This window comes from Streptomyces daliensis (assembly GCF_054782395.1).
The window spans coordinates 439,784-460,565 of the sequence record NZ_BAAGSO010000094.1; the positions used below are offsets into that span (position 1 = coordinate 439,784).

The following is a 20,782-nucleotide window of genomic DNA, read 5'->3' on the forward strand; positions in this document are numbered from 1 at the left end:
TCGTCAAGACGGCGCACGCTCCGCCGGCGCGCCCCGAGGGAAATGCTCACCTCCCGATGAAAGGAACGGCGCGGCTGCTGACGCGCTGACAAGGAATTCCCCTGCCGGGAGGCCGGAGCGGGAAGTTGGGAAAGGGTCATTGCGCGGCCCGGTTACCCGTACGTAACGTGCAGTTCCGCCAGGCACTCACCGGGCGCTCGCCAGCAACAATACGCGCCGCAATTCCGCGCGTCGGCACCTCGCATTCCTGTCGTGAGCCGCGTGCGGCGGGGCGGCGGAATGGGCGGGGCCAAGGAAAACCGGCCGACTTCCCGAGGAGGAAAAGCGCGTGCGACGGCGTCTCAGCACCCGAGCCAGGGGCACCGGCACCCCGCCCCGGCGCGTAGCCCTCGTCCTGGGGCACCCGCGGCCCACTACTCCCCCGGCCGCAGGTTCCCCGGCCCCGGGTCCCGTGGCCCGGCCCCCCATGGGCCACGGGACCCCGTCCCACAGGGCCCCGTCGCACGGGGAGCGGAACACATGAGGTGGCCGGGGTCCACGGGATCGCCAGGGTGGCCAGGGTCGCCGGGGTCCGTGCGACGCGTCGGTGGTGCGGGACACCGGGACGGTGCGAGGCGCCGGGCGCGCACGCTGCGCGCCGCGGTCATCTCCGTCGCCGCGACGGGCGGGCTGCTCGCGGCCCTGCTGCTGCCGGGCTCGGGGTCGGCCGCGCCGGACCAGGGCGATCAGGAGGCCCGCGTCGGCGCCGACTACCTGTGCCGCCTGCCCGGCGGCGGGCGGCAGCCGGTGACGGCCGAGCTCACCGGCACCTTCCCCCGCACCGGCACGGTCGGCGTCCCCATCCGCCCCGGACCGCTGCGGGCCGAGGTGACGCTGCCCCCGGAGGCGGCAGACGCGCTGTTCCCCTCCGGCACCCGCTCCGTCAGCGGTACGGCGACGCTGACGGCCGAGGTCTCCCAGAACGGCGAGACGGCGAAGGCCCGTTGGACGGGACTCGACGCGCCCGCCACCCGTGTGACCGGGGGCGCGGGCGTCGTCCTCGGTCACACGGGGAACGTGCCGCCGGTGACCGTGGCCCACCCCGGCGACGTCACCTTCACGGCGGGCGACCTCGCGCTCCGGTTGCTGCCCGTGCGCGAGGCGACGGCTGAGGGGGGCGCCAGCACACCCCTCCCCGCGCAGGAGGAGCTGGACGTGTCCTGCTCCCCGCGCGACGGTGACGGGGCCACGCTCGCGACAGTGAGCGCCACGGGCCGTGCGGGCGACGGCCCGGCCCCGCCCGCGTCCGGCGACACCACGGGCGCCGACGGCGGGGGCGCCTCCTCACCGGGCGCTACGGACAGCGGCCGGGGCGGCGCCGAGGACGGCGGGAACAAGGGGAGCGACGGCATCATGGTCGGCCCCGGCGAGAGCACCCGCGCGGCCCCCACCGTGCGTTGTCCCGCGAAGCCCACCGAGGCCGAGCTGGACCCGGACCGGCTGCCGAAGCCCCCGGCCGGGGCCACCGAGCAGGCGGGGCTGGCCACTCCGGGCTGTGTCGTCGCCGTCGGCTACGCGAGCGTGCGCAAGCTGGACGGGTCCATGATGATCAACGACCCGGAGAAGAAGCCGGGTCCGATGCAGCTCCGGATCATCGAGCGGATGGTCACCGCGCCCGGCGGCTACGTCGAGCAGGACTCCGTGGGCGAACTCCACCTGCCCGACGCCGAGTCCACCTTCCTCACCTTCGGTTTCCAGCCGACGACGGCGAAGGTCGAGTTCCAGACCGAGCCGGTCACGGTCACGACGGTCTCCCAGGACGGCCGCAACACGACGACCATCGGCTACTACCAGCGGCTGCGCCTGTACGACGTCACCCTCAACGGCACACCCCTGGACGTCGGGCCGCGCTGCCGCAGCGGGCGCGCCGACACCGTGCTGGAGGGCGAGTACGACATCCTCGGCGGCGGTCTGCTGGAGGGCGAGATCACCATCCCGCCCTTCTCAGGTTGCGGCAGCGGCGGCGAGGACCTGGACCCCCTGCTCAACGCGAGCATCGCGGGCACCAAGAACCGGATCCGCATCCAGCAGGGAGCCGTCTGCTACACCTCGCCCGACTGCGCGGCGACGGTACCCGACCTGCCCAAGCTCTGAGAGCCGTCCATCACCCACCGGGAGGTGTCATGGGAATCGAAGTCGCCGTCGAGGGCCTGACCAAGTCCTTCGGCAGGCAGAACATCTGGCAGGACGTGACGCTCACCCTGCCGCCCGGCGAGGTCAGCGTGATGCTGGGGCCCTCGGGCACGGGGAAGACCGTCTTCCTGAAGTCCCTCATCGGCCTGCTGCGGCCGGAGCGCGGCCGGGTCCTCATCGACGGCGTCGACATGGCGGGCAGTTCCGAGCGCGAGGTGTACGAGACGCGGAAGCTGTTCGGGCTGATGTTCCAGGACGGCGCGCTGTTCGGCTCGATGAACCTCTACGACAACATCGCCTTCCCACTGCGCGAGCACACCCGCAAGAAGGAGTCGGAGATCCGCCGCATCGTGCTGGAGCGGATCGAGATGGTGGGGCTCCTCGGCTCCGAGGAGAAGCTGCCGGGGGAGATATCCGGCGGCATGCGCAAGCGGGCCGGGCTCGCCCGCGCGCTCGTCCTCGACCCGCAGATCATCCTGTGCGACGAGCCGGACTCGGGCCTCGACCCGGTGCGCACCTCGTTCATCTCGCAGTTGCTGATCGACCTGAACGCGCAGATCGACGCGACGATGCTCATCGTCACCCACAACCTCGACATCGCCCGCACCGTGCCCGACAACATGGGGATGCTCTTCCGGCGCGAGCTGGTCACCTTCGGGCCCCGTGAGGTGCTGCTCACCAGCGACGAGCCCGCCGTCGAGCAGTTCCTCAGCGGTCGCAGGGAGGGCCCCATCGGCATGGCGGAGGAGAAGGACCAGGCCACCGCCGACCGGGAACGGCTCTCCGGCGCGCTCGACCGCGACGACGGACCGCGCACCGTGGAACCCCAGTTGGAGCCGAGTCCCGGCATGCCGGTGCGCCGCGCTGTCTCGCGCCGCGAGGAACGTGTCCTGGGCATGCTCGACACGCTGCCCGCCGCGGCGCGGCGGGCCATCGAGGCAACCCTCGGCACCCGTGGCTCCCGGAGCACCCGAGGGGGACGCGGCGGACGGACGACCCTCGCGGGCAGCGGCCCCTTCGAAGCGCGCACGGAGGTGCGGCCGTGAGCGCGCCCACGGGTGCGCCAGGGCGGCGCGCGCCGCTGCCGGGGCTCGGCGCGCTGCGCGAGACGGGGAGGCTGTTCGCGCTCGCCGTCACCGTCGTCAGGATGACGTTCCGGCGGCCCTTCCAAGTGCGCGAGTTCGTCGAGCAGTTCTGGTTCATCGCCAGTGTCACGATCCTGCCCGCGATGCTGGTGACGATCCCGTTCGGTGCCGTCATCGCGCTCCAAGTGGGCTCGCTCATCGAGCAGTTCGGCGCGCAGTCCTTCACCGGGGGCGCCAGTGTGCTGGTCATCATCCAGCAGGCGAGCCCGCTGATCGTGTCGCTGCTGATCTCCGGGATCGCCGGTTCCGCCATCTGCGCCGACCTCGGCTCGCGCACGATCCGCGAGGAGCTGGACGCCATGGAGGTCATGGGTGTCTCCCCCGTCCAGCGCCTCGTGGTGCCCCGGGTGCTGGCGGTGATGCTGGTGGGGGTGCTGCTCAACGGTCTTGTCTCGGTCATCGGCACCATGGGCGGCTACTTCTTCAACGTCGTGATGCAGAACGGCACCCCGGGCGCCTACCTCTCCAGCTTCTCCGCGCTCGCGCAGCTGCCGGACCTGTGGATCGGGGAGTTCAAGGCACTCGTGTTCGGGTTCATCGCGGGGGTCGTCGCCGCCTATCGCGGCCTCAACCCGAAGGGCGGCCCGAAAGGGGTGGGCGACGCGGTCAACCAGTCCGTCGTCTTCACCTTCCTCCTCCTCTTCTTCGTCAACATGGTCTTCACCGCGATCTATCTCCAGACCGTGCCGCCGAAGGGGCTGTGACCCATGACCCTTCTCGGCCCGAGCGGCACCGAAGCACAGCGTCCCGGCGGACGGGCACACCGTCGCACCCGCGACACCGGAGACGGCGCGGACGGCGGCCACCGGCCGGGAGGGCGGGGCCCGCGCGGTTCCGCCGTCGCCCGCGCAGCGCGCCGCCCCCTGGCCTGGCTGGACCGCCCCGGCGACGAACTCCTCTTCTATCTGCGCGCCCTGCTGTGGGTGCCGCGCGCGCTGCGCCGCTACCCCAAGGAGGTGCAGCGGCTGCTGGCCGAGGTGTCCTTCGGCAGCGGCGGTCTGAGCGTCATCGGCGGCACCGTCGGCGTGATGATCGGCATCACCGTCTTCACCGGCACCGTCGTCGGACTCCAGGGCTACGCGGCGCTCAACCAGATCGGCACCGACGCCTTCACCGGGTTCATCTCCGCGTATTTCAACACCCGCGAGATCGCCCCGCTCGTCGCCGGACTCTCCCTGTCCACCACCGTCGGCGCCGGGTTCACCGCGCAACTGGGCGCGATGCGCGTCAACGAGGAGGTGGACGCGCTGGAGAGCATGGGTGTGCGCAGCATGCCGTACCTCGTGAGCACCCGGGTCATCGCGGGGGTGGCGGCCATCGTCCCGCTGTACGGGATCGGACTGCTGGGCTCGTACGTGGCCTCGCGCGCGGTCACCGTCCTCTTCAACGACCAGTCCACCGGCACCTACGACCACTATTTCCAGCTCTTCCTCTCCCCCACGGACGTGGTGCTGTCCTTCCTGAAGGTGCTGCTCTTCAGCGTGCTGGTGATCCTCGCGCACTGCTACTACGGCTACCGCGCCTCGGGCGGTCCCGCGGGGGTCGGTGTGGCCGTCGGCCGCTCCGTGCGCACCGCGATCGTGCTGATCTCCGTCACGGACTTCTTCCTCAGCATGGCGCTGTGGGGCGCCACCACGACCGTGAAGGTGGCCGGATGAGAGCCCTCGGACATCACGTGAGACCGCCCAGGTACCGCCGCACCGACCGCTCCCGCACGCGCACGCGCCGCCTCGCCGGGGTCGCCTACCTGCTGGTGCCCGCGCTGCTGGTGTGGCTCTCCCTCGCCGTCTACGACAAGGACTTCACCGAGACGGCCACCGTGACGGTCGAGACGGACGACGTCGGCAACGAAATGCATCCGCACGCCGATGTGAAGCTGCGGGGTGTCGTCGTCGGGGAGGTGCGCTCCATCGACACCGACGGCGACGGTGCCCGCCTCACCCTCGCCATGCAGCCGGACAAGATGGCACGGATACCGGCGAACGTCGAAGCGCGGATGCTGCCCACCACGCTCTTCGGGATGCGCTACGTGGCACTCGTACCGCCGGAGCAACCCTCGGCACACACCCTCGCCTCCGGCGGTGTCGTCCCGCAGGACCGCAGCCGCAACGCCGTCGAGCTGGAGCAGGCATTCGACCACCTCCAGCCGCTGCTGACCGCCGTACAGCCCGAGAAGCTGTCCGCGACACTCACCGCGGTGGCGACGGCACTCGACGGGCGCGGCGAGAAGCTCGGGGACACCATGGTCACGCTCGACGCGTATCTGAAAAAGCTCAACCCCGAACTGCCCACGCTGAACCGGGACATCAAGGAGCTGGCGAAGGCGAGCCAGCTGTACGCGGACGCGGCGCCCGAGCTGACGGACGCGCTGCGCGACGCCACCGTCACCAGTGCCACCCTCGCCGAGCAGCGCGCCACCCTCGGCTCCCTCTACGCGTCCGTCACCAGCGCCTCGCGCGATACGACCACCTTCCTGCGGCAGGAGCGGGCCAACCTCATCCGGCTCACAGCGGCGAGCCGCTCCACGCTCGAGACCCTCGCCGAACACTCCGCTTCCTTCCCCTGCACCCTGCGCACCCTGGAGCGCTTCGTGCCCGCGATGGACCGCGCGCTCGGCAAGGGCACCGACGAGCCGGGGCTGCACGTGGACGTGCGGAACGTGCCGTCGCGCGGCGCCTACGAACCGGGCCGGGACACCCCCGTCTACGGGAGCGGGGACGGGGGCTCGGGCTCCGGCTGCTATCCGGTGCCGTACGCGGGGCGCGGTGGCACGGGTGGTGGCGGAGGCGGCGGGGGCAGTGGGGGTGGCGGGTCAGCGCGTACGGCCTCGGCGGGTGTGCTCTCCACCGTCCAGGGCGGGCTGGGGGTGCCCAACTCGCCGCAGGAGAACGCCCTGGTGAACGAGGTGCTGGCCGCGGCCGGTGGCGAGGGTGACACCGGGTCCACCGGGGACACCGGGGACACCGGGGACACCAGGACCGAGCGGGTGGGGGCCGGGGCGCTGCCCGACTGGTCCAGCCTGCTGGCCGGGCCCGTGCTGCGCGGCACGGAGGTGAGGCTCAAGTGAACCGCGGCAGCCTCACCGGGCCCCTGGTCAAGTCGGCCCTGTTCATCCTGGTCACGGTACTGGCCACCGCCGTGCTGGCCGTCAGCATCGCCAACGAGGGTGTGGGCGAGACCGAGCGCTACGGCGCCCGCTTCACCGACACCACCGGGCTCATCGAGGGCGACAGTGTGCGCGTCGCGGGGGTGAAGGTGGGCGAGGTCGAGTCCATCGAGGTGGTGGACAAGCGCTTCGCGCGGGTGGAGTTCTCCCTGCGCAAGGGCCGCACCCTGCCCGCGTCCACGACGGCCACCGTCAAGTACCTCAACATGGTGGGCCAGCGCTATATCTCGCTCCAGCGCGGGGTCGGCCCCGTGGGCGAGGTGCTGCGCCCCGGCGACACCATCCCGCTGCGGAACACCACCCCGGCGCTGGACCTCACCCAGCTCTTCAACGGGTTCCAGCCGCTGTTCCAGGGGCTGTCGCCGCACGAGACCAACAAGCTCGCCGGGGAGATCATTCAGGTGCTCCAGGGCGAGGGCGGCACCGTCGAGAGCCTGGTCGCCTCGATCGGCTCGCTGACCACCACGCTCGCCAAGAAGGACAAGGCCATCGGCGCGATCATCGACAACCTCAACACCGTGCTCGACACGGTCAACACCCGTGAGAAGAAGTTCACCACCCTCATCGGCACCCTGCGGAAGCTCGTCAGCGGCTTCTCCCGCGACCGCGAGGCCCTCGGCGAGTCGGTCGGCGCCATGTCCGAGCTGACGACGACCACGGCGGACCTCTTCCACGACGGGCGCCGCCCGCTCAAGGAAAGCGTCGAAGGGCTCGGACAGGTCTCCGGCACCCTGGCCGCGAGCACCCCCGAGGTGGAGCGCTTCCTGGAGAAGACACCCGCGAAGATGGACGCGCTCACCCGGATGAGTTCCTACGGCTCGTGGCTGAACCTCTACCTCTGTGAGGCACGTGTCTCCGGGGTGTCCACCTCCGACGGCAGCGGCCCGCCCACGGGACTGCCCGTCACGGAAGGGCGGTGCGAACGGTGAGGGGGCTCCGGAGGAAGCCGCGGGAGAAGACCTTGAGCAGAGGGAAGTCGCGGCTGCGGCGGCCCTGGTTCAAGCCCGTGCGGGAGCGCAACCCGCTCGCCGTCACGCTGGCCGGGCTGCTCCTGATGTCCCTCGCCGGGCTCGGCGCCTACCGCGCCGACTCGCTGCCCCTCGTGGGCGCGGGCACCACCTACACGGCCGAGTTCACCGAGTCGGCGGGGCTGAACGAGGGCGACGAGGTGCGTGTCGCCGGGGTCAAGGTCGGCGAGGTGGGCTCGGTGGCCCTCGACGGTGCCAGGGTGCGGGTGGCCTTCACGGTGGAGGACGCGTGGGTCGGGGACCGCAGCACCGTGGGCATCGCGCTCAAGACGCTGCTGGGCGCCAAGTACCTCGCCGTCGACCCGCACGGCTCCGCCGCGCAGGACCCGGACCGCACCATCCCCGCCGGGCGCACCACCTCGCCGTTCGACGTCGTGGACGCCTTCGAAGGGCTCGGTGAGACGGCGGGCGAGCTGGACTCGGCCAAGCTCGCGGAGAGCTTCGAGGCCATCTCGGACACCTTCGAGAACACACCGGGCGATGTGCGCAAGGCGGCGAAGGGCCTCACCGACCTCTCCCGCACCGTCTCCAGCAGGGACGCCGAGCTGAGCGAGCTGCTCAAGGGCACCCACCGGATCGGCAGAACCCTCAACAGCCAGAGCGGCAACTTCGAGGCGCTGCTGGAGGACGGCAACCTGCTGCTCGCCGAGGTGCGCAAGCGGCGCGGCGCCATCCACCGGCTCCTGACCGGCACCCGTGATCTCGGCACCGAACTCAAGGGTGTCGTCGCCGACAACGAGGCCCAGTTGCGTCCGGCGCTGCGGGCCCTGAACCGGGTCACCGGCGTCCTCGCCAAGAACCGCGACCAGCTCGACAAGACCCTCGCCGCGGCAGGCCCTTACTACCGCCTCATGGGCAACGCCCTCGGCAACGGCCGCTGGATGGACGCCTACGTGTGCGGGCTCGTGCCCGACAACTACCTGCCCGAGGACACACCGCCCGACGAAGGGTGCATGCCGCCGAAGTCCGGTTCCGGAGGAGGACGCTGATGGCGAAGCGGACATCGACGACGGCCTCCGGGCAGCGTGAGCGTCCACCACACCCGCCACGGCCGCGGCGCGTGCGACGGCTGCGGCTGGCCGCGCTCGGCGTGACGCTCGCGCTGCTCGGGGTGACGGCGGCGGGCGCCGCAGGACTGCCCGTCGCAGCGGACGTCAGCGCGGGACTGGGTCTCGGCGGCGACGGCAAGCGGATCACCGCGTACTTCGACCGGGCCGTCAGCGTGCACGAGGGCTCCGACGTGCGGGTGCTGGGCGTCAGGACGGGGAGCGTGACGTCCGTACGGCCGCGCGGCAGACGGGTCGAGGTCACCCTGCACCTCGACGAGGGTGTGAAGGTCCCGGCGAACGCGCGGGCCGCCGTCGTCGCGCCGAGCGTCGTCTCGGGACGCTATGTGCAGCTCGCGCCCGCCTGGACCAGGGGCGCCCAGATCCAGGACGGCGCGGTCCTCCCCGCCGAGCGCAACGCCACCCCCCTGGAGGTGGACGAGCTGGTGGACAGCCTCACCGGTCTCAGCGAAGCGCTCGGGCCCGGGGGCGCCAACAAGGACGGTGCGCTCTCGGACCTGATCGGCACCGGAGCCCGCAACCTGGACGGGAACGGCAAGGCGCTCGGCGACACCGTCGAACAGCTCGGCTCAGCCTCCAAGGCCCTCGCGGGCAGCAAGGGCGATCTGACCGGGACGATCGAGGAGCTTCAGAAGTTCACCGCGCTGCTGAAGAAGAACGACGGCAAGGTCAGGAAGTCGGAGCGGCAGCTCTCCCAGGTCGCCACCTTCCTCGCCGACGACAAGGAGAACCTGGCCGCCGCGCTGAAGCAGTTGGGCGGGGCGCTCGGCAAGGTCAAGGACTTCATCAGGGACAACAGGGGCGAGCTGAAGACCGGCGTCGGGCGCCTGGCGAAGGTCACCGACGCGCTCGTCGAGCAGCGCGCCTCTCTGGCCGAGGCACTGGACACGGCGCCCCTGGCAGCGGACAACACGACCCGCGCCTACAACCCGCGCACCGGCACCATCGACGGGCGCGCCGACATCAACGAGCTGAGCATGCTGCCCCTGCCCGCCTCGGGGACCCCGCACAGCGCACGCGGCGGCAACGGCGGTGAGGCCGGTAAGACCGGTAAGGGGGCGGAGCGATGAGACGTGTCATCACGGCCGTGACCGGGCTGGCCTCGGCGCTCTGTGTGCTGACCGGTCTCACCATGGTCGCCGGGGGATCCCTCTCCCCCACCTTCGACGGCGTCGAGGACGTGCCGCTGCCCGGAGGGGCCCGACTGGGCGACCGGCCCTACGAGATCACCGCCGAGTTCCAAGACGTGCTCAGCCTCTTCCCGCAGTCAGCGGTCAAGGTCAACGACGTGGCCGTGGGCGAGGTGACCGGCATCGAGCTGGCCGACAACGGCTGGCAGGCCGAGGTCACGATGCGCGTCAACGGTGACGTCCGCCTCCCCGCGAACGTCTACGCCAACCTGGAACAGTCCAGTCTGCTCGGCGAGAAGTATGTGCAGCTCGTCGCGCCAGGCGGCACGGGGACGGCGGGTGACGCGGGCGGGCACGAGGGCATCGGCACCGGGGACACCGGGGACACCGGGGACACCGAAGAGAAGGCCGCCTCGGCCACCGTGTCCGAGGCGCCCCGGGGGCGGCTGCGCGACGGTTCCGTCATCCCCCGCTCCCGCACCAACCGCTACCCCGAGGTCGAGGAGGTCTTCGGCGCCCTGTCCATGCTGCTCAACGGCGGCGGGGTGGCCCAGCTCCGCGACATCACCCGCGAGCTGAACACCGCGCTCTCCGGCAACGAGACCGAGGTCCGCTCCATGCTGCGCCGCGTCAACAAGCTCACCACCAGTCTCGACGACAACAAGGAGAGCATCACCGACGCCATCGACGGCGTGGACAAGCTCTCCTCCCGTCTCGCCGCACGCGACAGGAAGATCGGCGCCGTGCTCGACGACCTCGAACCGGGTCTCGACGTACTCAAGGACCAGCGCGCCTCCCTCGTGACGATGCTGCGCTCACTGGACACGCTCTCCGAGGTCGCCGTCGGCACCGTCGAGCGGACCAAGGAGGACCTCGTCGCCGATCTGAAGGCGCTCGCGCCCACCCTGCGCAAGCTCGGCGAGGCGGGCAGCGCGCTGCCCAACTCCCTTGAGGTCATGGCCACTTACCCGTTCACCGACGAGGTGCTGAGCGGGGTCAAGGGCGACTACCTCAACGTCTACCTCCGCACCACCGCACGCCCTGGCACCGAGGTCGTCCCGCCGCTGAGCGACGGTGCCACCGGCAGCGGCAGCGGCGGCGACAGCGCGCTGCCGCTGCCCCCGGCCGACGGGGGGAACGGCTGATGCTCACCCTCGGCGTCCACGTCAAGAACCTCGTCTTCCTCGTCCTCGGCATCCTCGTCCTCGGCTATCTCGGGGTGACCTACGCCGACCTCGGGCGCTACGTCGGCGTCCGCGACTACTACCGCGTGCGCGTCGAACTGGACCGCACCGGGGGCCTGTTCACCAATGCCAACGTCACCTACCGGGGCGTGGACATCGGACGCGTCGGCCCGCTGGAGCTCACGTCGCACGGTGTCGAGGCCGAGCTGCACATCGACAACTCGGCGGCGCCCGTGCCCGCCGATCTGACGGCGCGGGTCGCCAGCCTCTCGGCCGTCGGAGAGCAGTACATCGACCTGCTGCCCCGGACCGACGAGGGGCCCTACCTCGAAGACGGCTCGGTCGTCCCCCGGCAGGCCACGACGACGCCCGAGCCGGTCACGGAGATGCTGACCAGCGTCGACGACCTGGCCTCCTCCGTACCGCTGGACTCCCTGCGCACGACCGTCGACGAGCTGGGGCTCGCCTTCAACGGGCAGGGCGAGAACCTCCAGAAGCTGCTGGACACCAGCAGCGAGTTCATCGAGGCGGCCGACGAGGCCGCACCCGAGACGACGGAGCTGCTGGTGGACGCGGAGACGGTGCTGCGCACGCAGAACGAGGAGGGCGAGGCGCTGCGGTCCTTCGCGAGCGGGACGAGGGAACTGGCGCGGCAGCTCGCCGACTCGGACGCCGACGTGGAGCACGTCATCTCCGAAGCGCCGGGCACAGCCGACCAGGTGCGCGGGGTGCTCAACGACCTGGATCCCGACGTCAGCGTGCTGCTGGCGAACCTGACCACCACGTCGGAGGTGCTGCGCACCCGGCAGCGCGGCATGGACGAGCTGCTGGTGCGGGTGCCGGAGGTCGCGGCGGCCGGAGCGAGCGTGGTCTCCGAGGGCAGGATGCGGCTCGGCCTCGCCGCCACCTTCTTCGAGCCGCTGCCCTGCACCTCGGGGTACGGCGGCACCACCTACCGCAACGGCCTGGACACCTCGCCCGCTCCGCCCGCCAACACAGGGGCGCGGTGTGCCTCGTCGCCGGGCAGCGGCAAGAACGTGCGCGGCTCGGCCAACGCGCCGGGCGGCGGCGCCCTGCCCGCGCCCGCCGTGCCGGGCTCGCGCCGGGCACGCGGCGGTGCCCCGGACGACGGGCGCGGGGCCGTGGGGTCACCGGGGCTGCCGGGCGGTGAACGGTCCGGCATGAGCGGGCTGCTGGGGCTGGGAGGCGGACGGTGAGAGGGAGAGGGAGTGCACGCGTGAGCCGGACGGAGAAGGCGCCCAGGGGCCGGGACCCGGAGCGGGGGCGGTCCGCCGTCCTCCTCGGCGGGGTGTCCGCCGTGGCGGCGCTGGCGCTGACGGGGTGGTCGGGCTGGTCGTACGCGCGCGCTGCGAGCGAGGAGGACCTGGCCTACGGGAAGGCCCGCGACACCGTGCTGGAGCAGGGCAGCGCGCACGTCGCCCGGCTCAACAGCATCGACGGCACCCAGGTGCGCGAGGGCCTGCGCGAGTGGCGCGCCGCTGCCACGGGCCCGCTCCTGGACGAGCTGAGACGCACCGGCGAGCGGAGCGGCAAGGTGCTCCAGCAGGACGGCACCTCCACCCGCGCCACGGTCACCGAGGCGGCGGTCACCGCGCTGGACACCCGCGCGGGGACGGCGACGCTGATCGCCGCGCTGCGGGTCGAGGCCACCCCGCGAGGGGGCGAAGCGACGACCGACCGCAAGCGCTTCGAGGCCGGTCTCGCCCGCACGGCGGACGGCTGGAAGATCGACGCGCTCACCGCGCTTCCCGTGGGTGCGCCGTGACGCGGCTCGGGGCCCGCGAGCGGGCGGTGGAGGAGGAGATCGCGGCGCCCGGTTCCGTGGACGACACGGCGGACGGCCGTTCCGCGCGCGGGCCCGGCCGGTGGGCGCGAGGACGGGGGAGGACCGTCGTCGTCGCGCTGTGTGCCGTCGCGCTGCTGACGAGCGGCGTACTGCTCTTCAGCACCGCGCAGTTGGCGGGCGACCCGGCCGTCGAGAACCGGGCGCTCACCGACACCGACGCCACTGACCGGGTCGGCGAAGAGGTCGCCACGGCGCTCACCCGCGCCTTCTCCTACACGCCCAAGGACACCCGCGCGACGGCCGACGCGGCACGCGAGGTGTTCGACGGCAGGGCCGAGCAGCAGTACGAGGCGCTGTTCGCCAAGGTCGAGCGAAAGGTGGCCGAGCAGAAGCTGACGCTCACCACCACCGTCGTACGCACCGGAGTCGTCCGGCTCACGGAGCGCGAAGCGCGTCTCCTCGTCTTCCTCGACCAGGTCACCGAGCGCGAGGGCGACAAGCCGGGCAAGGCCGCGGCGCAGCTCGCGGTCACCGCCGAACCGCGCGGTGAGCACTGGAGGATCACCGACCTGAAGTCCCGCTGACCACCGGGGTCCCGTCGAGGCCCGACAAGTTCCGTGAGGTGAAGGAGAGACATCGCGATGGCACAGCTCCCGCGCGCGGCGTTCCGCGCGCTCCCCCGCACCGCCTCGCGGGCCGCGGCGCCGCTCAGGAGGAACCCGCTGCTGACGGCGGCGTCCGCGCTGGCCGCGAGCGCCGCCGCGCTCGCCCTGTGGTCCGGCACGTCCTGGTACGCGGCAGCGCACGACGGCGCGGCGCACTTCGCGCACGAGCGCGACCTCGTGCGCGCCGCCGGCGAGCAGGGGGCGCAGAACCTCAACACGCTGGACCACCGCGACCTGCGGCGCGGGCTCGACGCCTGGGAGGAGTCCACGACGGGCTCGCTGCGCGAGCAGTTGCGCGAGGGCAGGTCCGCGTTCGAGAAGCAGGTGCGCGAGGCGAAGACCGTGACCACGGCGACGGTGCTGTCCGGCGCGGTCACCGAACTGGACGAACGCGCGGGCAAGGCGGGCGTGATGGTCGCCCTCCGCGTCACGGTGAACGCGCCCAAGGCGGAGCCCGTCGACAAGGAGAACCGCCTGCTGGCCGAGCTGACGCGCACGGCGCACGGCTGGAAGCTCAGCGGCCTGGGCCAGGCGCCCTTCGGCGACAGCGCGGCGCAGGACGACGGGAGCGGGGACGGCGAGAGCGGGGACGGCGAGAGCGGGGACGGCGACGGGGACGGCGACGGCAGCCCCGCCGACGGCGAGTGACGAGCGAGAGGAACGGTCCGCATGTCCACCACGCGCCATCTCATCAACCGCAGAAGGCGGCTGGAGAGCCTTACGAGCGCCGCATCGCCCGTACGGGAGCAGCCGCCCCGCGACACCGACGTCGCACGACGGCCGAAACCCGACCCGAGGCCGCGGCCCAGAGCCGCCCCACAGGTCCCGCAGCGGCCCGATCCCGCCCGCGAGGCGCGGGACGCCACGGGGAGACGGCGCCGGAGAGTCCCACTGCCCGCCGTGCTGGGCGTGGTCACGGTGCTGCTGGGCGGCTTCGGCGTGTGGGCGGGCGACGAGGCGCGTGCACTGCGCGAGGACGCCTCCGTACGCAACACCGCACTCACCGACACCGCGCGCACCAGCAAGCTCAAGGGCGAGATCAGCAGGTCCGTCGGCGCGCTCTTCTCCTACGACCACGCCGACGCCGCCCGTACGGAGAAGGCGGCGCAGAAGCTGCTGACGGGCAAGGCGGTCGAGCAGCACCGGAAGATGCTCGCCGGGGTCAGGGAGAAGGGGCCAGGGCAGAAGTCCGTGCTGACGACGACGGTCACCGGCAGCGGCGTCGAACTGCTCGACGGCGACCGGGCCCGCGTCCTCGTCTACGCCGACCAGCGGCACACCCGCACGTCGGGCAAGGGCGGCAAGGACGAAGCCGCCGGACCGACGTACGCACCGGCCATGTTCGCCGTCGACACGGTGTTCAGGGACGGCGTCTGGAAGATCACCCGTATCGACACGTTCGGCCGAGGAAGGTCATGAGGGGCATGAGCGCGATGAGAGTCATGAAGGGCACGCGGGACATCAAGGCAGTGAGGGTGCTGGCGCTGGTCACCCTGGCGGGCACGGGCCTCGCCCTGGCCGGCTGCGGTTCGGGCGAGAAGGACGGCCCCGAGGTCGCCTGGGCCGGGCGGGTCTGTTCGCACGTCGGCGACGGTGCGCAGAACCTCAAGCTCCCGGCGAGCCAGGGCAAGAAGCCCGAAGAGGTGAAGGAGGGGGCGCTCCAGTTCCTCGACGCGCTGTCCGGCGAGCTGTCCCGGTTGGGCAAGGGCATCAAGAAGGAGGGCAAGCCGCCGGTCAGCGGGGGCGAGGCCACCTACCTCCGCGTCCTGAAGACCCTCGGCAACACGCGCGGCGCGGTCGCGGACGCGTCGGAGACGCTGCGCCGGGCGAAGGTGGAGGACACCGCTTCCCTCCAGAAGGCGCTCGCCAAGGCCGGGAAGGCGATGGCGGACTTCAACGCCTACGAGGGGCCCGCCAAGGACTTCAAGTCGAACCCGGAGCTGAGCCCCGCCTTCGAGAAGGCCGACTCCTGCAAGAAGATCGAGGGCGTCGGCGCGGACGCGGCGGCGGCCCGGGACCACTGAGCCGCCGCGCATCGAGACACACGATGGCCCCCACCGCCGCTCGGGCGGTGGGGGCCATCGTGCGGAGTGCTGCGCGCTGTTCCTCGGGGGCGGCGTACGGACGGCGTCCGTACGGTGCTGCCAGGGGTGCGGCTACTTGGCGGCGGCCTCGGGGGCCAGGGCCAGGCTGATGGTGTTGCCCGGGCCCGCGGTGAAGAGGCTCACGATGCCGTTCAGGACACCGCAGTCCTTCAGCTCGGGCAGCTCGTACTCGCCCTTGAGCGTGCCGCCCTTGAACGGGTCGAACCGGCCCTCGGACGCGAGGTTCACTTCGGTCGGCGAGCTGGTCTTGCACTCCTCGCCGCCACCGATCGGGAACCCGAACACGGCCACCTCGGGAAGCGCGACGTACATCTTCGAGCTGGACTTGAGGTTGCCGTCGTTCGACAGCGTGCCGGTGGTGCGGCCCTCCTGCGCGAACTCGACCTTCGCGGTGGTCGGGAGGAACCCGAGCACCTTGAACTTGCCCGAGGTCGGGTTCAGGTTCAGGTCCGCCTCGAACTTGCCGGAGGCGAGGTCGAACTCCGTGTCGATGTCGCCGTTGAGCGCGACATCACCATTCGCGGCCTTGATCGTGGACTTGCCGCTCAGGCCGAAGCCCAGCTCGATGGGGCCGCCGGTGGAGCCGGAGCTGCCGGTGGAACCCGTCGTCCCTGTGGTTCCGGAGGTTCCCGTCGTGCCGGAGGTACCGGTGGTGCCAGTGGTCCCGGAGTCACCGCCGGTGGTGCCGGTCGTGCCGGAGTCACCGCCCGTGGTTCCGGAATCCCCGCCGGACGTGCCGGAATCGCCGCCGGTGTCACCACCCGTGTCTCCGCCGGTGTCACCACCCGTCGTACCGGTGGTGCCGGTGGTGCCGGTCGTGCCGGTGGTACCGCCCGTGTCACCGCCGGTGTCGCCGCCCGTGTCACCACCGGTGGTTCCGGTCGTGCCGGTCGTGCCCGTGGTGCCGGACGTTCCGGTCGTGCCCGTGGTACCCGTCGTGCCGCCGCCGTCGGTGATCTCCACCTCGGCCAGCTTGTTGTCCTGTCCCGCGTCCTGCGTGCAGGCGGACTCGAAGGTGCCGAGCCCCGTCTCGTTGCCCGCGGCGTCGCGCGGGGTGAGGGTCAGCAGGATGTCGCCGACGGTGATGGTGGCGGTGCCCGCCTTGGTGAAGGTCAGCGAGGGTGTCTTGCCGTTGGCCTTGATGTCGAAGCCGCCCTCGGCCGGGATCTCGGTCTTCTCCAGGGTGTTGGGCACGGTGACCGGGAGCGTCGCCTCCGGCGCCGCCACGGTGGCCTTCGCCGCCGCACTGCCCTCGAGAGTCTTGGCTCCGACCAGGTTCAGGCCCTGCGTGGTCGTGGCGTTGACCGTCGACACGGTGTTGATGTCGAAGGCCGGAACCGGCTGGCCCACGGGGACGGTCGTCGGGATGTCCGCGCTGATCTGCACCTTCAACGGCTGGCTGCCGATGAGGGGGAAGGGACAGGTGTAGTTGAGGTCCAGCGTGACGGGGTCGGCCGAGGCCGAGCCCATCGTGCCGAGGCCGATCATGCCGCCTGCCGCGACGGCCGTCGCGACCAGTGCGGCCCGCACCTTCCCCGATATTGCTCTGGCTTTCATTGATGCACCTCTCGTGTTGCCGAAAAACTGACACGAGCTACGCGCTCGGTGGAATGCATCACCCCCGCCGTGCGAAGTGCTTACGCTCCCGAAACGCTTGGACTACGCTTCTCCCGTACGAACCAGGCAGGTTCCAAAGAGAAGATGAAAGCGTTTCGGTGCCGTAAACTACTGGCCGGTACCCTCACGGTCAAGGGAAGTAATTCCCATGCCAGTCGAGTCCTTCCAAGCCCGTATTCCGCACCGATTTTTTGTGACGCCCCGCGCATCGTGAGCGGCGTTTTCATCACCGGACGCGCAGCTCAGAGGGGAACCCCGGATCCCGCGACCACACTGCTGAAACGATGAAGATCGCGCGGGAAACACTCACCTTGTGATGAGAAAAAGCGGCCCCTTCTCCACTCCCCCGCAGAACCCCGGGATATCCGCAGTTCACACCTTGACCCCCGTATTACGCATGAGTAGTTTGCGGCTCCCAAGCGCGACGTGCATCACATTGGCATTGTGGTCGTCGCCTCGATTTCACCAGTGACGAGTTTCTCCAGTGACGAGAGGGAACGCATGCGGGCCAGAAGGAAATCAGGGAAGGTCATGGCCGCTGTGGCCGTCACCAGTTTCGCCGCGGGGGGTGCGCTGATCGTCGCGGGACCCGACACCGCCTCGGCCGAGCCGGTCTCCCTGAAGCTCGACTACACCTGTCCGATGCCCCTGATCGGTGAGCAGAAGTTCACCATGGAGATCAGCGCGGACATCCCGTCGTCGGTGGCGGTCGGCGAGCCGACGGAGGAGTTCGACATCACCACCGTGACCACGGTGCCGCCCACCGCCACCCAGGGCCTCAACCTGGTCGGCGCCAAGACCCTGGAGGGCAAGGCCGAGGCCAAGGCCCATGTGCAGGCGCCGGGTGTGGATCTGCCCGTCACCGTGCCGAACACCGTGGAGAAGGCCGACGTTCCTGCCGAGGGCTCCTTCACGGTGAACGCGAAGGGCAAGGCACCGTCGCTGACGTTCGACAAGGACGGCACGGCCACCATCACCGTCGGCGACATCCTGCTGACCCTGACGCCGAAGGACAAGGACGGCAAGGAGACGAGCCTGGGCACCTTCGACTCCGCCTGCAAGCAGAACGAGGGGCAGGACAACGTCCTGGCGAAGGTGACCATCGGCAAGGGCGGCGGTGACGACGGCGGCGCCACGAGCGCGGGCACCACCGGGGGCGACACCGGAGGCGACACGGGGACCACCGGCACGACGGGCACCACCGGCACGACGGGTGCCGACACCGGCGGAGACACGGGTGGTGACACCGGCGGAGACACCGGCTCCTCGGGCGGGGACACGGGTGGCGACACCGCGGGTGACACCGGAGGCACCACCGGCTCGGCGGGTGGGGACACCGGCAGCGCCGGAAGCACGGGAAGCACCGCCGGTGACACCGGCGGGTCCTCCACCGGCTCCACCGGCTCCACCGGCTCCACCGGCTCCGCGGGCGGCAGCTCGTCGGACAGCGGCGACGGACTCGCCCTGACCGGTGCGACGGGCACCGGCTGGATGCTGGTGATCGCGGGACTGGCCATCGGTACGGGCCTCTTCCTGTTCCGCCTGCTCCCGCGCATCCCCGCACGCGGCGCGAGCACGGGAGCCAACTGACGCTCCCGGCACGTGCCGTTGGGGCCCGCGCGGCGAAACCCGGCCGCCGCACGGGCCCCGTTCCACTCTCCCGCCGTCGACGGGACACCGAGTGAGCCATCAACGGGCCGTCGACGGACCACGCCGGGACCACGCGCGACCGACCAGGACGGGGTGGGGCGGATGGAGTCCGGTGCGTCGAAGGGCCACGGCGGCCCGCCGTCACCCGCCGTCGCACTGTCCCGCTCCTCGTGGGTACTGGTGGCCTCGGCTGCGGTGGTGCTGGCGTGCGCAGCGGCACTGCATCTGCTCATGGCCTTCCTGCATCTGGCGCCGCCGAACACCGCGTCCAGGCAGTACGGGCAGGAGATCGCCGCGTACGTGGAGCCGGAGTTCGAGCAGAACTGGAAGCTCTTCGCACCCGACCCGCTCCAGGCCAACATCCACGTCCACGCACGGCTCGAACTGCTCACCCCCGACGGCGGCACACGGCGCACCGGCTGGACCGATCTGACGGCCGGGGACCGCGAGGCCATCAGGGGCAACCCGGCGCCGAGCCATACGCGGCAGAACGAACTGCGCCGCGCCTGGGACTTCTTCCACGGTTCCCACGACGCCCGCAACCGCTCGACGGGCACGCGCGGCGCGCTCTCCGAGATGTATCTCAAGCGGATCGTGCTGGCACGGCTCGACGACCACCATCCCCTCGGCACCGTCCACCGTGTGCAGATCAAGGCCGTGACCACACCCGTCGCACCACCGTCGTGGAGCGCCGGGACCCGTGGAGCGGTCGAGCGGGACCGGAGGGTGCTGCCCTGGTGGCCCGCGGCACCCGGCGATGTGACGGCGGACGGTTCCACGGAGGCGAGGCACTGATGCCCACGAGCACCCACCGCCCCTCTGCCGCCCTGGCGCGCGCGGCGGGCACGGCGTTCGGCCCGTATCAGACGGCCGTCGTCCGCATCGGCTTCGCGTTCACCTGGCTGGCGTTCCTGCTGCGCGAGTGGCCGCACCGGCAGGAGCTGTACGGCCCCGACGGGCCGTGGAGCTGGGGTCTCGCGCGTCGGCTCATCGACGACAACCACGCCTTCACGGCCCTGATGTGGTCAGACGGTCAGCCGTGGTTCGAGGCCGTGTACGCGCTGGCCGTCGCCGCCTCCGCGCTGCTGCTCGTGGGGTGGCACACGCGGGCCATGTCGGTGCTGTTCATGCTCGGGGTGCTGTCGCTCCAGAACCGCAGTGTCTTCATGGGCGACGGCGGGGACAACATCGTCCATCTGATCGCGATGTATCTGGTGCTCACCCGCTGCGGCCGGGTCTGGTCCCTGGACGCGCGTCGCGCACACCGCGCACGTCTCGCACGCCGTGGGGCGGGCCGCGTCGCGGGTCCCGTGCTGTGGGCGGTGTGCGGCCTCGGCCTGGCCGGGGGCACGCTGACCGGCGAACTCGGGCCCGTGTGGCTGGCGTTCCTGTGGGGACTGTGGCTCACCCACGCGGTGTGGTGGGCGGTGGCCGGTCGCGCGCACGGTTCGCCCGCGCACGCCGTACTCGACGCGCTGGCCAACCTCACACACAACGCGGCGCTGCTCGTGATCATGGGTCAGGTCTGCCTCGTCTACGCCACCGCGGGCTGGTACAAGATCCAGGGCGGGCGCTGGCAGGACGGGACCGCGCTGCACTACCCGCTGCACCTGGACTACTTCTCCCCCTGGCCCGCGCTCTCCGGGCTTCTCGGCGGCAGCGGCATGATGGTGCTCCTGCTGACGTACGGGACGGTCGCGGTCCAGGTCGCCTTCCCCTTCACCCTCTTCAACCGGCGCGTCAAGAACGTGCTGCTCGCCGCGATGATGGCCGAGCACGCCGCCATCGCCGTCGTCCTCGGGCTGCCGTTCTTCTCGCTCGCGATGATCGCGGCGGACGCGGTGTTCCTGCCCTCATCGCTGCTGCGCCGGTTCGACGGGCGTGCGGCGCGGCGGGCCCGTCGGCGCGACGAGGCAGCGGCACCCGATCCCTCACCCGGTCCCGTGCTCGCGGACACACCCGCGGACACCACCCCGCAGGCCCCGGACACCCCGTCACGCGCTGCCACCCCAGCTCCCCCTTCCCAGTCCCTCACCGGAGGTTGAC

General features: G+C 71.5%; 19 protein-coding genes. 18 read left to right on the forward strand and 1 reads right to left on the reverse strand.

The window, feature by feature from the left end; translation table 11 throughout:
* The first annotated feature begins 573 nt into the window (after window positions 1-573).
* The 15 genes from ACYVOO_RS24410 (at window position 574) to ACYVOO_RS24480 (ending at window position 15,388) form a co-directional block, all read left to right on the forward strand.
* Window positions 574-2,133, forward strand: coding sequence for a DUF6801 domain-containing protein (locus tag ACYVOO_RS24410; RefSeq protein WP_461017827.1), 1,560 nt, complete (start codon window positions 574-576; stop codon window positions 2,131-2,133).
* A gap of 29 nt (window positions 2,134-2,162) precedes the next feature.
* Window positions 2,163-3,218 carry an ABC transporter ATP-binding protein gene (locus ACYVOO_RS24415; RefSeq protein WP_461017828.1) on the forward strand — a complete coding sequence of 352 codons (1,056 nt, stop codon included), beginning with the start codon at window positions 2,163-2,165 and terminating at the stop codon, window positions 3,216-3,218.
* Window positions 3,215-4,021 carry an MlaE family ABC transporter permease gene (locus ACYVOO_RS24420; RefSeq protein WP_461017829.1) on the forward strand — a complete coding sequence of 269 codons (807 nt, stop codon included), beginning with the start codon at window positions 3,215-3,217 and terminating at the stop codon, window positions 4,019-4,021. Before ACYVOO_RS24415 ends, ACYVOO_RS24420 begins: the two co-directional genes overlap by 4 nt.
* Before the next feature lie 3 nt (window positions 4,022-4,024).
* Window positions 4,025-4,975 (forward strand): MlaE family ABC transporter permease, encoded by a 951-nt coding sequence (locus ACYVOO_RS24425; protein ID WP_461017830.1) that lies wholly within the window; start codon window positions 4,025-4,027, stop codon window positions 4,973-4,975.
* Between the two features lie 17 nt (window positions 4,976-4,992).
* Entirely contained in the window at window positions 4,993-6,384 is a 1,392-nt protein-coding gene (locus ACYVOO_RS24430; RefSeq protein WP_461017831.1) for an MCE family protein, read from the forward strand.
* Entirely contained in the window at window positions 6,381-7,412 is a 1,032-nt protein-coding gene (locus ACYVOO_RS24435; protein WP_461017832.1) for an MCE family protein, read from the forward strand. Before ACYVOO_RS24430 ends, ACYVOO_RS24435 begins: the two co-directional genes overlap by 4 nt.
* Before the next feature lie 125 nt (window positions 7,413-7,537).
* A complete protein-coding gene (locus ACYVOO_RS24440) occupies window positions 7,538-8,500 on the forward strand; it encodes an MCE family protein (RefSeq protein WP_461018109.1) in 963 nt (320 codons plus the stop codon).
* Window positions 8,500-9,648: an MCE family protein gene (locus tag ACYVOO_RS24445; protein WP_461017833.1), complete on the forward strand. Its 1,149-nt coding sequence runs from the start codon at window positions 8,500-8,502 to the stop codon at window positions 9,646-9,648. The genes ACYVOO_RS24440 and ACYVOO_RS24445 overlap by 1 nt, the downstream gene beginning before the upstream one ends.
* The gene (locus ACYVOO_RS24450) at window positions 9,645-10,853 is read left to right on the forward strand and encodes an MlaD family protein (protein ID WP_461017834.1); all 1,209 of its coding nucleotides are present in this window, start codon (window positions 9,645-9,647) and stop codon (window positions 10,851-10,853) included. The genes ACYVOO_RS24445 and ACYVOO_RS24450 overlap by 4 nt, the downstream gene beginning before the upstream one ends.
* Window positions 10,853-12,109, forward strand: coding sequence for an MlaD family protein (locus tag ACYVOO_RS24455; protein ID WP_461017835.1), 1,257 nt, complete (start codon window positions 10,853-10,855; stop codon window positions 12,107-12,109). Before ACYVOO_RS24450 ends, ACYVOO_RS24455 begins: the two co-directional genes overlap by 1 nt.
* Window positions 12,110-12,201: 92 nt before the next feature.
* Window positions 12,202-12,678 (forward strand): hypothetical protein, encoded by a 477-nt coding sequence (locus tag ACYVOO_RS24460; protein WP_461018110.1) that lies wholly within the window; start codon window positions 12,202-12,204, stop codon window positions 12,676-12,678.
* A complete protein-coding gene (locus ACYVOO_RS24465) occupies window positions 12,675-13,283 on the forward strand; it encodes a hypothetical protein (RefSeq protein ID WP_461017836.1) in 609 nt (202 codons plus the stop codon). The genes ACYVOO_RS24460 and ACYVOO_RS24465 overlap by 4 nt, the downstream gene beginning before the upstream one ends.
* A gap of 57 nt (window positions 13,284-13,340) precedes the next feature.
* Window positions 13,341-14,012 (forward strand): hypothetical protein, encoded by a 672-nt coding sequence (locus tag ACYVOO_RS24470; protein ID WP_461017837.1) that lies wholly within the window; start codon window positions 13,341-13,343, stop codon window positions 14,010-14,012.
* Between the two features lie 21 nt (window positions 14,013-14,033).
* A complete protein-coding gene (locus ACYVOO_RS24475; protein WP_461017838.1) occupies window positions 14,034-14,783 on the forward strand; it encodes a hypothetical protein in 750 nt (249 codons plus the stop codon).
* Between the two features lie 5 nt (window positions 14,784-14,788).
* On the forward strand, window positions 14,789-15,388 hold the full coding sequence (locus tag ACYVOO_RS24480; protein ID WP_461017839.1) for a hypothetical protein: 600 nt from the start codon (window positions 14,789-14,791) through the stop codon (window positions 15,386-15,388).
* A 132-nt stretch (window positions 15,389-15,520) separates the two neighbouring features.
* Here the strand turns inward: ACYVOO_RS24480 and ACYVOO_RS24485 are convergent, their stop codons facing one another.
* Complete coding sequence (locus ACYVOO_RS24485) at window positions 15,521-17,026, reverse strand: DUF6801 domain-containing protein (protein WP_461017840.1); 1,506 nt, start codon at window positions 17,024-17,026, stop codon at window positions 15,521-15,523.
* Window positions 17,027-17,617: 591 nt separating this feature from the next.
* Between ACYVOO_RS24485 and ACYVOO_RS24490 the strand changes: the two genes are divergently transcribed.
* The 3 genes from ACYVOO_RS24490 to ACYVOO_RS24500 all read left to right on the forward strand — a co-directional run bounded on the left by ACYVOO_RS24490 (window position 17,618) and on the right by ACYVOO_RS24500 (window position 20,781).
* Window positions 17,618-18,676 (forward strand): DUF6801 domain-containing protein, encoded by a 1,059-nt coding sequence (locus tag ACYVOO_RS24490; RefSeq protein ID WP_461017841.1) that lies wholly within the window; start codon window positions 17,618-17,620, stop codon window positions 18,674-18,676.
* A 162-nt stretch (window positions 18,677-18,838) separates the two neighbouring features.
* Complete coding sequence (locus ACYVOO_RS24495) at window positions 18,839-19,531, forward strand: DUF5819 family protein (protein WP_461017842.1); 693 nt, start codon at window positions 18,839-18,841, stop codon at window positions 19,529-19,531.
* Window positions 19,531-20,781 carry an HTTM domain-containing protein gene (locus tag ACYVOO_RS24500; protein ID WP_461017843.1) on the forward strand — a complete coding sequence of 417 codons (1,251 nt, stop codon included), beginning with the start codon at window positions 19,531-19,533 and terminating at the stop codon, window positions 20,779-20,781. The genes ACYVOO_RS24495 and ACYVOO_RS24500 overlap by 1 nt, the downstream gene beginning before the upstream one ends.
* Window position 20,782: the final 1 nt, after the last annotated feature.